We start from the raw sequence: 14,142 nt of genomic DNA, 5'->3' as shown, positions 1-14,142 counted from the left end.
AGGAGGGACTATGCGTCTGCGATCCTGCCTCGCCGCTCTGGCGATGGTTCTTTTCGGAAACGTGACCTACGGCGCCGAGGAATGCCCGGCCAAATCGACGTCGATGGACGACATCGTCGCCGTCCTCAACGCGGCACCGAGCTGCGACCGTGCCATGATGCTGTTCGAGGCCTGCGCCTACGGCGCCAGCGGCGACGTGCAGCTCGGCGGAGCGGTCGAGAAAAAGTGCGAGGCCGATTTCGCCGGGCAATTGAAGCCGCCGCAAAAGCTCAGCTATCAACGCGAGCTGGCAGGCTGCGACCGGAAATACCGGAACAAGTCCGGCACGATGTATATCTCGGCGACAGCCTTCTGCCGGGCGGAGGCCGCCCAGCGTCACTCGCAACGCGCGCTGAAGGCTGCGGGCCACAGGGCCCGCTAGCGTAAGCCTTAAGCAGCCAGTGCGGCTTTGGCCTTCTCGGCGATCGCCTGGAACGCGGCGGGCTCGCGGATCGCGAGATCCGACAGCACCTTGCGGTCCACGGTGATGCCCGATTTGGCGAGACCGTCGATAAATCGGCTGTAGGTCAGGCCGAACGGACGCACAGCGGCGTTGAGACGCTGGATCCACAGCGCGCGGAAGGTGCGCTTGCGACGCTTGCGGTCGCGGAAGGCGTATTGCTGGGCCTTCTCCACGGCCGGCTTGGCGGCGCGGATGGTGTTCTTGCGGCGGCCGTAGAAGCCCTTGGCGGCCTTGTAGACTTTCTTGTGCTTGGCGTGGGCGGTCACACCGCGTTTGACGCGAGACATGACAAAATCCTTCAGAGATGACTTCGGTTATCGGATCGCCGCGGGATGCGCGGCACGGATGGCAGTGATCGTCGACGCGATCAGGCGTTCGGCAAGAAGTACTTCTTGACGTTGTCGCCGTCGGTCTTGAACAGCACGCGGGTGCCGCGGAGCTGACGGATCTGCTTCTTCGTCCGCTTGATCATGCCGTGACGCTTGCCGCGCTGGGCGTGCATCACTTTGCCGGTGGCAGTCACCTTGAAGCGCTTTTTAGCGCCCGACTTGGTCTTCAGCTTGGGCATTTGGCTCTCCTAATGGCCACAGAAATCCGCCCGCGAAGGCGGTTGGCCGTCAAAAATGCTCGTTAGAGCGTTGATTGTGCTCAGGTTTTCGCGAGCAAGCGCGACACCCGCACGAACACCGCCACGGCAGCCCTTAAATCAGCCGGGCGATGAAGGCTGGGCTTATGACAGAGGACAGGCCGATTGGCAATGATGAACCGCCGGAACCGGCTCGCCGACTATTGCAAGTTGTCACCCTCATGTCCCAGCCGTGTCGCTGGAAGCAGGACCAAAATGGCAATTATTTCCGACAACGCGCACCAAAACAAAACGGCCCGCCGGAGATCCGAACGGGCCGTCGAATTCTCAAAGTCCGCTGAAAGCTCGTCTCAGCGAGGTGCCAGCACCATGACGACCTGGCGACCTTCGAACCGCGCGTCCTGCTCGACCTTGGCGAGCTCGGCGACGTCGGTCTTGATCTTGTCCAAAAGCTTGGTGCCGATCTCCTGATGCGCCATTTCGCGGCCGCGATAGCGCAGCGTGATCTTGACCTTGTCGCCCTCTTCGAAGAACCGCTGCATCGCGCGCATCTTCACGTCGTAATCGTGATCGTCGATCATCGGGCGGAGCTTGATCTCCTTGATCTCGACGGTCTTCTGCCGCTTGCGGGCTTCCGCGGCTTTCTTCTGAGCGGAATACTTGTACTTCCCGTAGTCCATGATCTTGCAGACGGGAGGGCTGGTATTCGGCGAAATCTCGACCAGATCCATCCCGACTTCCTGGGCCATCCGGATGGCGACGACGGTCTCGACCGTGCCTTTGTTCTCACCGGTCTGGTCGATCAGCTGGATCTGCGCATTGCGAATATCATCATTGATGCGAGGCCCGTCTTTGCTGGCAGCGGGCGGAGCTTTATTAGGACGGCGAATGGGTGGTTCTCCAAAGTTGTGAAAGAAGCGGCTATTTTGAAGGAAGAAGCGTTTGCGGGCAAGCAAGTCGCGTGTGCACGAGACGAAAAACCCTCAAATGCGAGGCATTTGGGCCACGCCTGACGACACGCTGATCGAAATAGACACCTTGCTTCTGTTCCGCAAGCGTCCCAAAGGGACAATGCCGGCAGCGGTCGCTCAATCGCGCGCGGCCCGGACTGCTGAAACCGCACAGTCAGAGTAAACGTTCCATGACCCAAGCAATTCCCGATGCCGTGCTCGACTTCATCGATGTGGGAGAGGGTCCGTCCGCGCGCAAAATCGCGGTGCGCAGCCGGCGCGGACAAGGACATGGTCAGGGCCCGGGGCTGGTCTGGCTCGGCGGCTTCAAATCGGACATGCAGGGCGGCAAGGCCCAGGCGCTGGATGCCTGGGCCGGCGAGCACGGACGTGCCGCGGTCCGATTCGACTATTCCGGTCATGGTGAATCCAGCGGCAATTTCGCCGATGGAACCATCGGCAGCTGGCTCGAGGACAGCATCGCGGTGTTCGAGCGGTTCTGCGAGGGACCGCAGATCCTGGTCGGCTCCTCCATGGGTGGCTGGATCGCGCTGCTGCTCGCGCGCGAGATCAGGAAGCGTTCCGGTAAAGCGTCGCTGGCCGGCCTCGTGCTGATCGCGCCGGCGCCCGATTTCACCGAAGAGCTGATGTGGAAGAAGTTCTCGCCCGAGGTGAAGAAGGAGATCGAGAGCAAGGGCTTCTGGCTGCGGCCGTCGGATTATGGCGACGGCTCTCCCTACCCGATCACGCGGAACCTGATCGAGGAGGGTCGCAATCATCTCGTGCTCGGCAGCGCGATCGATCTCGGCTGCCCCGTGCGCATCCTGCAAGGCGCTCAGGACCCAGATGTGCCCTGGCAGCATGCGTTTGCCTTGACGCATCGCCTGCCGGCCGACGACGTCGTGCTGACCATGATCCAGGACGGCGATCACCGCCTCTCCCGCCCGCACGACATCGCGCGGATTCTTGCGGCAGTGGCCGAGATCGGGTGAAGTGTTGCCTTAGAATTCGCTGTCATTGCCCGCGAAGGCGGGCAATCCAGTATTCCAGAGACGGCTGTGATTGACCGAGAGGCCGCGGCCTACTGGATGCCCCGCCTGCGCGGGGGCATGACGGAGAACGGGAGCAACGCCAATGACCACGACCGCCATGCTGCGCGCCTTCTGCGATGCCGTCGAGCAGCGCAACGGACGTGCCTTCGCGGAGCTCTTCACGCAGGACGGCGTCTATCACGACGTTTTCTACGGCGCCTTCGCTGGCCGTGAGAAGATCGCCGCGCTGATCGACGATTGGTTCTATCGCACGGCGACCGATTTCCGCTGGGAGATGCACGATCCTGTCTCTGACGGCACCACGCTCTATGCGCGCTACACATTCAGCTACAGATCAACCTTGCCGGAAGCGAATGGCGCGCGGGCGATGTTCGAGGGCGTCGCGATCATGACGCTGCGTGACGGCAAGATCGCCTGTTATCACGAGGTCGCCAACACCGCGCCGGCCTTCGTCGACCTGAAGTTCGCGCCGGAGCGGATCGCGAAGATTGTCGCCAGGCAGGGCGCCGAGCTGAAGGCGCGGCCGGAGATGAAGCGGCATCTTGGCTAGTGCTTTCCTCCCGTCATTCCGGGGCGATGCGAAGCATCGAACTACGGTGTGCGATTGCGCGCCTGAGAATCTCGAGATTCCGGGTTCATCGCTGCGCGATGCCCCGGAATGACGGTGGGCTACGGCGACGACGGCTTCGCCATCGGCTTGCGCTGCGCCAGCGCCGCCACCGTCGCGGTGCCGATCGGGCCCTCTTCGTCGTAGAGCCAGCATTCGCCGATCGCCACGCCCTCGGTGGCCTGGTGGTTCACCACGTCGAAGCCGATCCAGTTCGTCACCGGCAGCCGGTGCAGATAGATCGTGACGTCGCTGTTGATGTAGCCGAGCCCCTTGTCGCCGGCGTTTGCGAACGGGCTGGCGAAGTCGGCGCCAACAGCGACATGCACGAACGGTGTCATCGGCACGCCGGCGACGAGCTCGCGCACCTCGCTCATCCACAGCCGGCGCGGGCCGAGCGAGCCCATATGGCCAACGATGGGACGCGTTGTCCATTTGCCGTTCATGCCGAGCCTGGGATCGGTAGGTTTTGGAATGTCTGACGGCTTCGGCACGTCCCAGTTCGGCGGCGACCAGATGTTGCCGTCGGGATTCTGCGTCTTGCGCAGCAGCTGGCACGAGGCGCGCGCCATGCTGACGCCGCCCGAGAAGAATTCGGCCTCCACCACGCGGATGCGCAGCCCGTCGCGCACCAGCCGGGTCGTCACGTGAATCGGCTTGTCGATGGTCGGCAGCCGGAACATGTCGACGGTGAGGCGCGCCGGCACGAATTCGGGCCCCGAATGGCGCTCCTCGATGACAAAGCCGAGCAGCCCGATGATGACGCGTCCGTGCAGCGACTTCGGGTCCCACGGGCCATTGGCCACTTCCGTCGGATGGAAGGTATCGCCGTCGCGCGTGAAGAAAGGCATGTTTGTTGTCATGGTGCGCGACTTTTGAGGGAATGGGCGCGGAAATCAAGGGTGGTGAGAGCGGGCGCGCGAGGCAGCCACAACACAGGTGTCATCGCCTGCGAAGGCGGGCGATCCAGTACTCCGAGAAGGCGGTGATTGAGTCGAGAAGCCGCGGCGTACTGGATTCCCCGCCTTCGCGGCGGCCGTGGATCAAGAGGCGGCTCGCCACTCCTCACGCACGCCCTCGTCGGACTCTCCGTCCAACGCAGCGCTCTTCATCGCTTCAAGCTCTTGTCGCTCCAGCAACTGCCCCAGCGCCCACACCGCCGCCCCACGCACCAGCGGGCTCGCATCATCGAGCAATCGCCGCGCCTCTTCGGCCAGCACCACCTCACCGGAGTTACCGATCGCAATCAGCACATTGCGCAAGAAGCGGTTGCGGCCGATGCGCTTGACCGGCGACTTCGTGAACAGCGCACGAAACGCTGCGTCGTCGAGCCGTGAAAGCTCAGCAAGACCAGGCGCGCGCAATTCATCACGCGCGGCGAGCTTGGCTTCACGACCCTCCTGCGCGAACTTGTTCCAGGGGCACGCCGCAAGGCAATCGTCGCAGCCATAGATGCGGTTGCCGATCGCTTTGCGAAACTCGTGCGGGATCGGTCCCTTGTTCTCGATGGTGAGGTAGGAGATGCAGCGCCGCGCATCGAGCTTGTAGGGCGCGGGAAAAGCCGCCGTCGGGCAGATGTCGAGGCAGGCCCGGCACGAGCCGCAATGATCGATCTCGGCGACATCGCGCGGCAGCTCCAGCGTGGTGTAGATCGCACCGAGAAACAGCCATGAGCCGAACTCGCGCGAGACCAGATTGGTGTGCTTGCCCTGCCAGCCGAGATGCGCGGCCTGCGCCAAGGGCTTCTCCATCACCGCCGCGGTGTCGACGAACACTTTCACTTCCGACGGCGCGGTTGCGACCAGCCAGCGCGCCAGCGCCTTCAGGCGTTTCTTGATGAGGTCGTGATAGTCGTCGCCCTGCGCATAGACCGAAATTGCCGCGCGCGTGCGCTCCTTCAGGATCGCTAGCGGATCAGAGTCGGGGCCGTAATTGACCCCGAGCATGATGACGCTGCGCACGTCGGCCCACAGCCCGCGCGGATCGACGCGGCGCTCCGGTTGGTTCGCGAGCCAGTCCATGTCGCCATGGCCGCCCGCGGCGATGAATTCGAGGAAATGCGTGCCGGCCTTTTCGATCGTGCCAGGCGCTGTGATGCCGATGCAGTCGAAGCCGAGCGCGCGCGCCTCGCGCGCCAGCGCCGCCTTCAGTTCAGTTGGATCGCAGTTCAGAAATCCAGGTCCACGTAGGTGCGCGATGCCGGCACGCCGGCCAGCCATTCGCTGAGCAGCGGACGGAATGACGGGCGGGATTTCACCCGCGCGTACCACGCCTTTGCTGCGTCGTCCTCGCTCCATGGCACGTCGCCCAGATAGTCGATCGCCGAGAGATGCGCCGCGGCGGCGAGATCCGCGTAAGTCAGCCGGTCGCCGGCGAGGAAGTTGCGCGTCTGCGCCAGCCAGCCGATATAGGCCAGATGATAGCGCACATTGGCCTTGGCCGCGCGCATCACGTCGGCCGAAGGCGGGCCGCCGCCATTCTCCTCGCTCATGAAGCGCTTGTAGATGCGCTCGGTGACGAGCGGGTGCGAGACCTCCTCGAAGAACTTTTCGTTGAACCAGGCCATCAGCCGGCGCACCTCGACGCGCTCGAAGGTCGTCTCCGGCATCAGGCGCTTGGGCCCCATCCCGGCGCCATAGGCCTCATCGACATACTCGGCGATGATGGCCGCGCCCGGGATCGGCGGCTGCTCGTCGTCCACCAGCACGGGCGTGGTGCCGGCCGCGTTGAGCAGCAGAAATGCCTCGCGCCGTTCCCAGCTGCGCTCCTCGATCAGCTTCAGATCGAGCCCGTATTCGCCCGCGATCAGGCGGATGAAGCGCGAATGCGGACAGAACGGATGATGAAACAGTGTAAACATGAAGCCTTTGACTATTTGATGGTGCTTAAGAATCCATCAATGTTTGTGCGGCGCCACACTAGTCCCTCAAAACTGCGAAGCAAGAGCGCGGTGTCGCATTTTGCGATTGCAGCATTGGGGGGAATAGGCGAGAAGAGCCCCGCTTTTCCAGCCGAAATGGACCGTAAATATGTCAGATGCAATACGGGCAGTGATCCTCGGCATCATCGAGGGGGTGACCGAGTTCCTTCCCGTGTCCTCGACCGGCCACCTGCTGCTTGCGGAGCGCTTCTTCGGCCTCGGCGAAGGCGCATTCTGGGATTCGTTTACGGTTCTGATCCAGTTGGGTGCGATCCTCGCGATCGTCGGGCTCTACTTCAGGAAGCTCTGGGATGTCGCGATCGGCCTGTTCACGGGCGATGTCTATGCGCGCCGTTTCGTGATCGGCGTGCTGGTGGCGTTCCTGCCCGCCGTGATCGTCGGCCTCGTCGCCGGCAAATACATCAAGAGCGTGCTGTTCAATCCCTGGGTCGTCTGCTTCACGCTGATCGTCGGCGGCGCCATCCTGCTCTGGGTCGACAAGCTCGACCTCAAGCCGCGCGAGCATGACGCCACCAAATTCCCGCTGCTGATGTACCTCTATATCGGCATTGCCCAGTGCGTCGCCATGATCCCGGGCGTGTCGCGCTCCGGCGCCAGCATCGTCGCCGCGATGTTCCTGGGGGCCGACAAGCGCGCGGCAGCGGAGTTCTCGTTCTTCCTCGCCATCCCCACCATGATCGGCGCGTTTGCCTACGATTTTTACAAGAACCGCTCCGAGATGACGATGGACCACATGGGCATCGTCGCCATCGGCTTCGTGGTGTCGTTCGTCACCGCGATCATCGTGGTCAAGACGTTCCTGGAGTACGTCACCCGCCACGGTTTCGTGGTGTTCGCCTGGTGGCGCGTCATCGTCGGCACCCTCGGCCTGATCGCGCTGGCGCTGGGGCGGTAAAGTAACGACTGCCGGACCAAACGTCGGGGCCGGCGTTGTGCTATGGCTCACCTCCCCGCCGGGGGAGAGGTGGTCCCCGCCGGGGAGAGGTGGGCGTCGAGCTCGCGATTGGATGCGTGGTTTCAACGCAATATAAGCTTTTGACGGCTAGGCAGTTTCCGGAGCGGGGTGGCCCGCAGGCGGAGCTGAACCATGACCCTCGTCAGCGGCTGGGGGCGCTTTCCAGTCGTCGATAGCGACGTGCTGCGTCCGCGCTCGTTCGCGGCGCTGGGTGAAGCCGTGGTGGCCGGCTCCGTGGCGCGGGGCAACGGCCGCGCCTATGGCGACGCCGCGATCGGCGCTGTCAAGACGATCGGGATGACCGGGTTCGACCGGATCAGGTCGTTCGATCCCGCGACCGGGCGTATCCGTCTCGAAGCCGGCGTGCTCCTGTCGGATCTGATCGACACCTTGGGTCCACGCGGGTTCCTGCCTTTCGTCGTGCCCGGCACGCGCTTTGTTTCGGTCGGCGGCGCGATCGCCGCCGATGTGCACGGCAAGAATCACCATTGCGAGGGCGGCTTCGGCCGCTATGTCGAGAGCATCCTGCTGCGCACCGGCCAAGGCGAGATCATCGAAGCTTCGCGCGAAGAACATTCCGATGCCTTCTTTGCGACCATCGGCGGCATGGGCCTGACCGGAATCATCCTCGAAGCGACGATGCGGCTGCGGGCGGTGGAAACGGGCTGGATCCGCGAGCGCGTGATCTCCGCATCCGATCTCGACGCCGCGATGCGCGCGCTGGATGCGGGCGATGCGTCGACCTATTCGGTGGCGTGGATCGATTGCGCTGCGCGCGGGCGTGATCTCGGTCGCTCGCTGATCTATCTCGGCGAGCACGCGCGCCGCGACGAGCTCGCGGAAGGTGCCGCTGCATTTCCCGCCGGCAAGAATCCCGCCTTCGCCGTGCCCGTCGACCTGCCGTCGATGACGCTGAACCGCTTCAGCATCCGCGCCTTCAACGAGCTCTACTACCGCATGGGCGCGCGGCGCGCCGGCGGCAGCCATGTGGTCTCGCTCTATCCCTATTTCTTCCCGCTCGACGCGATCGCCGGCTGGAATCGCATTTATGGCAAGCGCGGCTTCCTCCAGCATCAATGCGTGATTCCGCAAGCCAGCGCGCGCGCCGTGCTCGGCGAGATCCTCGACCGTGTCGCAAGGCGCGGCGATGCCTCCTTCCTCGCAGTGCTCAAGAAGCTCGGCCAGGGTGACGGCATCTTGTCGTTTCCGCTGCCCGGCTACACGCTGGCGCTGGATTTCGCGGTAAAGGGCGACATCCTGAATTTTCTCGACGAGATCGATCGTCTCGTCGTTGCGGCCGGCGGCCGGCTTTATCTGGCGAAAGACGCGCGCCAGTCGCGCGCGACGTTCGAGGCCGGCTATCCCGCTTTGTCGCGCTTCAACGCGATCCGCAAATCGCTCGACCCCAAGGGCAGCATCCGCTCCAAGCTTTCGCAACGCCTGTTCGATGAGGTGTAAGCCGTGACGTCACGCAAGACCGTTCTGGTGCTCGGTGGCTCCTCCGATATCGGCCGCGCTGCCGCGCGCGCCTTTGCCAGGACCGGATACGACGTCGCCCTCGCCGGCCGCGACGTCGCGGTGCTGGAGCCTGATGCGGCCGATCTGCGCGCGCGCTACAACGTCGAGGTGGGTCTCCATAAATTCGATGTGCTCGACACCGCTTCGTTCGATGGCTTCGTCGCCGCCCTTCCCGCGCTGCCTGACGTCGTCATCTCGATCATCGGCCTGCTCGGGGTGCAGCAGGATGCCGAGAGCGATCTCGCCCACGCCACCACGATCATGCGTTCCAACTACGAAGGCCCGTCGCTGATCCTCGGCCTGTTCGCGGAAAAATTCTTAGGCCGCGGCGCTGGCACGATCGTCGGCGTGTCCTCTGTCGCCGGCGATCGCGGCCGCGCCTCGAACTATGTCTATGGCTCGGCCAAAGCAGGCTTCTCCGCCTTCCTTTCGGGCCTGCGCGCCCGCGCCAGCCGCGGGGGCGTGCATGTCGTCACCGTAAAACCGGGCTTCGTCCGCACCAAGATGACGGAAGGCATGAAGCTGATCGGCCCGCTCACCGTCGAAGCGCCTGTCGTTGGCGACGCGATTCTTCAGGCCGTCGAGAAGAAGACCGACGTCATCTATGTCAGCGGCAGATGGCGCCTCGTGATGCTGATCATCAAGGCGCTGCCTGAGGCGATCTTCAAGAAGCTGAAGTTTTGAGGCTGTGGCCGCAGCGGCGGTCTGCCCCTCGCCCCGTTCGTCCCACAAACTCGTCAAGCCCGGCCATGACGACGGAGAGAGACGTCTCACACGCTCATGCGCTGGAACTGGCCGGCCGCGCGGAAGCGCCAGAGATATTGCGGGGCGATGGCCTCCAGCGAATCAGCCGTGATGCCCAGGCCTTCCAGCGTGAGCCCGGCAGCTTTCGCCGCATCCGACACGACATTGTCGCGCTCGAGCAGCGTGACCTGGTCCGGCGTCAGCTTGAAAGCGCCCGGCGCGAATTGCAGGAAGGCGGCCTGGAAGCGGGCGAGCCTGAACGATAGCGGTACCAGCATCCGCTTGCGGTCGGTGATCTCGAGGATGGCCTCGATGATCTCGCGCATGGTCAGCACTTCAGGCCCGCCGAGCTCATAGGTGGCGCCCGCCTTGGCCTTGCCGTCGACCGCATCCGCGATCGCGGTGGCGACGTCGCCGACATAGACCGGCTGCATCTTGGTCTCGGCGCCGATCAGCGGCAGCACCGGCGACATCCGCGCCAGAGCCGCAAAGCGGTTGGTGAACTGGTCCTCGGGGCCGAACATGACGGAGGGGCGGAAGATCGTCGCGGATGGCACCGCGGCCAGCACCGCCGCCTCGCCGGCCGCCTTGGCCTTGGCATAGTGCGAGGGCGATTCGGAATCGGCGCCGATCGCGGAGACATGGATCAGGCCGGCGCCCGCCGCCGCGGCCGCCTTGGCGACGGTCTCGGCGCCTTTGGCCTGAACGGCGTCAAAGGTCTGCGCGCCGCTCTCGGCGAGCACGCCGACGAGATTGATCACGACATGCGAATCGCGCAGCGCCGCCTCGACCGAGGCCGGATAGCGCAGATTGGCCTGCACGGTGTGGACCTGCCCGACCCTGCCCGAGGGCTGGAGGTACCCGGCTAGTTCCGGCCGCCGCACTGCAACACGGACCCGGTAATCGCGCCGGCATAGCGCCCGGACGACATTCCGGCCCAAAAACCCCGATCCGCCGAAAACCGTGACCAGCGTGTCCAGATTCGATGCCATGGGGTCCATTCCTGCAGGAAGCGTGCGAGATATCAGGCTTGTATCGGGCCGGTTTGCGATGCGCAATCCGCATCGCCAAAACCGGGCAAGCATGAATTGACAACGGCGTCACCGAACCGTAGTAACCGCCTCCGTGCCCCAAACGGCATGCCCAGGTGGTGGAATTGGTAGACGCGCTGGCTTCAGGTGCCAGTGGCTTAACGGCCGTGAAGGTTCGAGTCCTTTCCTGGGCACCATTTTGCGGGGTTTGGACCCAAAACAGAGCTACCTCCGATCGTTAGGGATGCCAGGGCGGCGATCGTAGAATCATCGGCGCGTGGGTTCTTGTGGAACCAGATCGGCCCTGTCCCTCACACCACCCGCTTCCCCGCCCGCTCCGCTACCGCCTTCTGCACGAAATACATCGCCACCAGCGCGACGGCGGCCGATGCGACGACGACGTAGCCGATCCGGTCGAAATGGAGCAGCGAGCCGTCAGGCGCCTGCGCGATGATGGCGCCGGCGAGCACCGAGCCGAGGCCGCCGGAAAGCTGCTGGAGCGAGGCGCTGCTCGCGCTGAAGGAGCCGCGCTGGCTTTGATCGGGGATCGCCGACATCAGCGCCTGCGACGGGATCATGCGCGAGAAGATGCCGACGAACATCAGCACGTTGACGAGGATCGCGGTCACGAGCGAGACGTGGCCTAGATGGGTGTAGATCAGCACCATGATCACCGACACCACGCTGCCGAACACGAAGGTCGGGTATTTGCCGAACGCGTCGCTGGCGCGGCCGACCAGCGGCCCGGTGACGATGCTGAACAGGCCGGAGACGAGATAGATCGTCGGCAGATGCGTGATGTCGATGCCGAGATTGTGCACGGTGAAGGCGCTGGAGAACGGCATCAGCATGTAGCCGCCCGTCGCCAGCAAGGTGGTGACCCCGAAGGCCAGCGTGTAGCGCGGCTCCGCGACGGTCGCGATCAGATGACGGAACGGATTTCTGTCCTGCTTCAGCTTCAGATGCGCGTCGACCGGCTCCATCGCGAAGACGATGACCGCGATCGCCGCGATCGACAGGCCGACGATCGCAACGAAGCAGACATGCCAGTTCCAGTGATTGGCGAGAAACAGGCCGGCGGGAATGCCGAGCACCTGGCTCGCGGCGAACGCGGTCTGCACGAAGCCCATCACGCGGCCGCGCAGATGCAGCGGAAACAGATCGGTGATGATGGCGAGCACGACCGAGCCGATCACGCCGCCGAACAATCCGGTCACGATCCGCCCGAGCAGCAGCACATGGTAATTCTGCGCGGCGGCGCAGAGCAGGGTGCCGAGCGTGAAGCCGACATAGAAGAACAGCAAGAGGCGCTTGCGATCGAAGCGATCGGCAAAGCCGGCGGCCAGCACGCCGGAAATTCCTGCGCTGAACGCATAGGCAGACACCGCGACGCCGAACTGGGTGGCCGTGATGTTGAGCGCGGGCATCAGGATGGCGCCGAGCGGCGACATGATGATGAAGTCGAGGATGATCGTGAATTGCGTGAAAGCGAGCAGCGCGATCAGGAGCGACTGGTAGCGCGAAAAGCCACGCTGCCGTTCCTGTTGATCATCGATCGGCGCGGCGAGCGTCTGTTCGGTCATGGGTACCTGGTTCGCGGATGGGCGCGGCAGGGCGCCGCGCGAAACTGGCAGATAGGGTGAATGGTGAGGATTTCCACGGCGCACACGGCAAAGGCGGTGCCGGAACACGAAGCTCACGCCGGGTTGTGGGATCGATGCAACAGCTCGACACGCCGATTTGACTTGACCGTCCCGTCGGGCCGGCCGCCCCCTCCGGCCGAATTAAGCCGCCCTTAGCGAATGCCCCCTAGGCTCGCCACCGTCCATTTCCCTGCTCCCGGCCGGAAGCCGGTCAGTTTTGCGGCAGTTGAGAGCGTTTTCGGATGGAGCAGCCCGCCCGGCAGCATGATTTTGGCACGCCCGAGCCGTCGGTTGCGGCGGCGCGGACGCTGGTCATCGACCTCGAAGGCGCGCTGCTGCGCTCCGAACTGCTCATGGAGGTGCTGTTCTCCAGCCCCGGCCGCCTGCTGGCCCGCTTCGGCGCGGGCGGACGACCAGGCATGGCAGCGCTCACGGATGTCCTCGCGCAGGCCGACATCGACTACGCCCACCTGCCCTACGCGTCCGGCGTGCTGAACCAGGCGCTGGCGGCGCGGGCGCGGGGCGAGAAGATCTATCTGGTGGCAGGCCGTTTCGCCCGACATGCCGCGGGCATCGCCGCGCATCTCGGCTTTGATGGCGTCGTGACGCCGGCCGGTCTTGCTGCCGGTGACAGACTGCCGTTCGATCGCGGCTCCATCGAACGCGTCGAGAGCCGTGGCCGAAGCCGCGTCAGCCTGAAGGCTTCTAGTCTGAAGATTTGGGCGAACGCGCTGCGCGTCTACCAATACGCCAAGAACACGCTGGTGTTCGTGCCTGCGATCACCGCGCATCAGATGAATCTTGCGACGCTCGGCTATGCGCTGCTGGCGTTCATGGCGTTCTCGGCCTGTGCATCCGGCGCCTATCTGATGAACGATCTGCTTGATCTTGCCGCCGACCGCCAGCATCCCACCAAGCGCCATCGCGCGCTTGCGTCAGGCGATCTTCCGATCTCCTCAGCACTGCTCGCGATCCCTGCCCTCTGGCTGTTCGCGGTTGTCACCAGCCTCTGCATCTCGCCGCTGTTCCTCGGCGTGCTCGGCATCTATCTCGCCACCACCATCGCCTATTCGCTCGTGCTCAAGCGCAAGATGCTGGTCGATGTCGTCACGCTCGCCGGCCTCTACAGCCTGCGCATCGTTGCCGGCGCGGTCGGCGTCGGCGTGGTGCTGTCGGAATGGCTGCTGATCTTCTCGCTGTTCGTGTTCACCTCGCTCGCGCTGATCAAGCGCTTCAGCGAGCTCAGCATGCGCGAGAGCGCCGGCCTCGCCGATCCCTCCAATCGCGATTACAGGATCACCGACCTCCATGTCATCGCCGCGATGGCGGCGGCGAGCGCGATGAACGCGGTGACGGTGTTCTCGCTCTATGTGTCGTCAACCGCGGTGACGCCGCTGTACGGCCGTCCCTGGATGCTGTGGCTGCTCAATCCGCTGCTGCTCTACTGGTTCGGCCGCGCCTTGATGATGGCGCATCGCCGCGAGATGCCCGATGATCCGATCATCTACGCTTTCCGTGACGGCCCCAGCCGCATCACGGTCGCGGCAATGATCTGCATCATGCTGGCCGCGATCTGAGCTGTCAGGCGCTTGCGCGGCCCGCCCCCAGTGGCT

15 protein-coding genes and 1 tRNA gene are annotated in these 14,142 nt (G+C 64.3%); 8 read left to right on the top strand and 8 right to left on the bottom strand.

Going from position 1 to position 14,142, the window contains the following annotated elements:
• Nucleotides 1-10: 10 nt before the first annotated feature.
• Entirely contained in the window at nt 11-421 is a 411-nt protein-coding gene (locus ACVWY3_RS29955) for a hypothetical protein (RefSeq protein ID WP_456841685.1), read from the top strand.
• 8 nt (nt 422-429) lie between these two features.
• Here ACVWY3_RS29955 and rplT read toward each other — a convergent pair whose 3' ends face one another.
• From rplT to infC, 3 genes are all read right to left on the bottom strand, one after another.
• The gene (gene rplT / locus ACVWY3_RS29950; protein WP_027550107.1) at nt 430-789 is read right to left on the bottom strand and encodes a 50S ribosomal protein L20; all 360 of its coding nucleotides are present in this window, start codon (nt 787-789) and stop codon (nt 430-432) included.
• Between the two features lie 80 nt (nt 790-869).
• Nucleotides 870-1,070: a 50S ribosomal protein L35 gene (gene rpmI, locus ACVWY3_RS29945; RefSeq protein WP_008539890.1), complete on the bottom strand. Its 201-nt coding sequence runs from the start codon at nt 1,068-1,070 to the stop codon at nt 870-872.
• A 368-nt stretch (nt 1,071-1,438) separates the two neighbouring features.
• Complete coding sequence (gene infC / locus ACVWY3_RS29940; protein ID WP_027574769.1) at nt 1,439-1,978, bottom strand: translation initiation factor IF-3; 540 nt, start codon at nt 1,976-1,978, stop codon at nt 1,439-1,441.
• 251 nt (nt 1,979-2,229) lie between these two features.
• On the opposite strand from infC, the gene ACVWY3_RS29935 reads away from it, so the two are divergent.
• Both ACVWY3_RS29935 and ACVWY3_RS29930 read left to right on the top strand, forming a co-directional pair.
• Complete coding sequence (locus ACVWY3_RS29935) at nt 2,230-3,030, top strand: alpha/beta hydrolase (protein WP_456841684.1); 801 nt, start codon at nt 2,230-2,232, stop codon at nt 3,028-3,030.
• Between the two features lie 142 nt (nt 3,031-3,172).
• The gene (locus tag ACVWY3_RS29930) at nt 3,173-3,640 is read left to right on the top strand and encodes a nuclear transport factor 2 family protein (RefSeq protein ID WP_456841683.1); all 468 of its coding nucleotides are present in this window, start codon (nt 3,173-3,175) and stop codon (nt 3,638-3,640) included.
• A 119-nt stretch (nt 3,641-3,759) separates the two neighbouring features.
• Here ACVWY3_RS29930 and ACVWY3_RS29925 read toward each other — a convergent pair whose 3' ends face one another.
• The 3 genes from ACVWY3_RS29925 to ACVWY3_RS29915 form a co-directional block, all read right to left on the bottom strand.
• Nucleotides 3,760-4,548, bottom strand: a complete 789-nt coding sequence (locus ACVWY3_RS29925; RefSeq protein WP_456841682.1) for an acyl-CoA thioesterase domain-containing protein — start codon at nt 4,546-4,548, stop codon at nt 3,760-3,762.
• Nucleotides 4,549-4,740: 192 nt separating this feature from the next.
• The gene (gene queG / locus ACVWY3_RS29920; RefSeq protein WP_456841681.1) at nt 4,741-5,916 is read right to left on the bottom strand and encodes a tRNA epoxyqueuosine(34) reductase QueG; all 1,176 of its coding nucleotides are present in this window, start codon (nt 5,914-5,916) and stop codon (nt 4,741-4,743) included.
• Nucleotides 5,865-6,557: a glutathione S-transferase family protein gene (locus ACVWY3_RS29915; RefSeq protein ID WP_027561613.1), complete on the bottom strand. Its 693-nt coding sequence runs from the start codon at nt 6,555-6,557 to the stop codon at nt 5,865-5,867. The genes queG and ACVWY3_RS29915 overlap by 52 nt, the downstream gene beginning before the upstream one ends.
• Before the next feature lie 169 nt (nt 6,558-6,726).
• On the opposite strand from ACVWY3_RS29915, the gene ACVWY3_RS29910 reads away from it, so the two are divergent.
• The 3 genes from ACVWY3_RS29910 to ACVWY3_RS29900 all read left to right on the top strand — a co-directional run bounded on the left by ACVWY3_RS29910 (nt 6,727) and on the right by ACVWY3_RS29900 (nt 9,795).
• Nucleotides 6,727-7,533 (top strand): undecaprenyl-diphosphate phosphatase, encoded by an 807-nt coding sequence (locus ACVWY3_RS29910; protein ID WP_456841680.1) that lies wholly within the window; start codon nt 6,727-6,729, stop codon nt 7,531-7,533.
• 192 nt (nt 7,534-7,725) lie between these two features.
• Nucleotides 7,726-9,051 (top strand): FAD-binding oxidoreductase, encoded by a 1,326-nt coding sequence (locus ACVWY3_RS29905; RefSeq protein ID WP_456841679.1) that lies wholly within the window; start codon nt 7,726-7,728, stop codon nt 9,049-9,051.
• A 3-nt stretch (nt 9,052-9,054) separates the two neighbouring features.
• The gene (locus tag ACVWY3_RS29900) at nt 9,055-9,795 is read left to right on the top strand and encodes an SDR family oxidoreductase (protein WP_456841678.1); all 741 of its coding nucleotides are present in this window, start codon (nt 9,055-9,057) and stop codon (nt 9,793-9,795) included.
• Between the two features lie 86 nt (nt 9,796-9,881).
• Here the strand turns inward: ACVWY3_RS29900 and ACVWY3_RS29895 are convergent, their stop codons facing one another.
• A complete protein-coding gene (locus tag ACVWY3_RS29895; RefSeq protein ID WP_456841677.1) occupies nt 9,882-10,847 on the bottom strand; it encodes a complex I NDUFA9 subunit family protein in 966 nt (321 codons plus the stop codon).
• Nucleotides 10,848-10,996: 149 nt separating this feature from the next.
• Here ACVWY3_RS29895 and ACVWY3_RS29890 point away from each other — a divergent pair.
• Nucleotides 10,997-11,083: transfer RNA gene (locus ACVWY3_RS29890), tRNA-Leu, on the top strand.
• Nucleotides 11,084-11,197: 114 nt separating this feature from the next.
• Here the strand turns inward: ACVWY3_RS29890 and ACVWY3_RS29885 are convergent.
• Nucleotides 11,198-12,469, bottom strand: coding sequence for an MFS transporter (locus tag ACVWY3_RS29885; RefSeq protein ID WP_456841676.1), 1,272 nt, complete (start codon nt 12,467-12,469; stop codon nt 11,198-11,200).
• A gap of 302 nt (nt 12,470-12,771) precedes the next feature.
• Here ACVWY3_RS29885 and ACVWY3_RS29880 point away from each other — a divergent pair, with 302 nt between their 5' ends.
• Nucleotides 12,772-14,106 (top strand): UbiA family prenyltransferase, encoded by a 1,335-nt coding sequence (locus ACVWY3_RS29880; RefSeq protein WP_456841675.1) that lies wholly within the window; start codon nt 12,772-12,774, stop codon nt 14,104-14,106.
• Nucleotides 14,107-14,142 lie beyond the last annotated feature (36 nt).

The sequence above is a fragment of the Bradyrhizobium sp. USDA 4486 genome (assembly GCF_054057995.1).
This window is presented reverse-complemented; position numbering and strand designations above follow the sequence as displayed.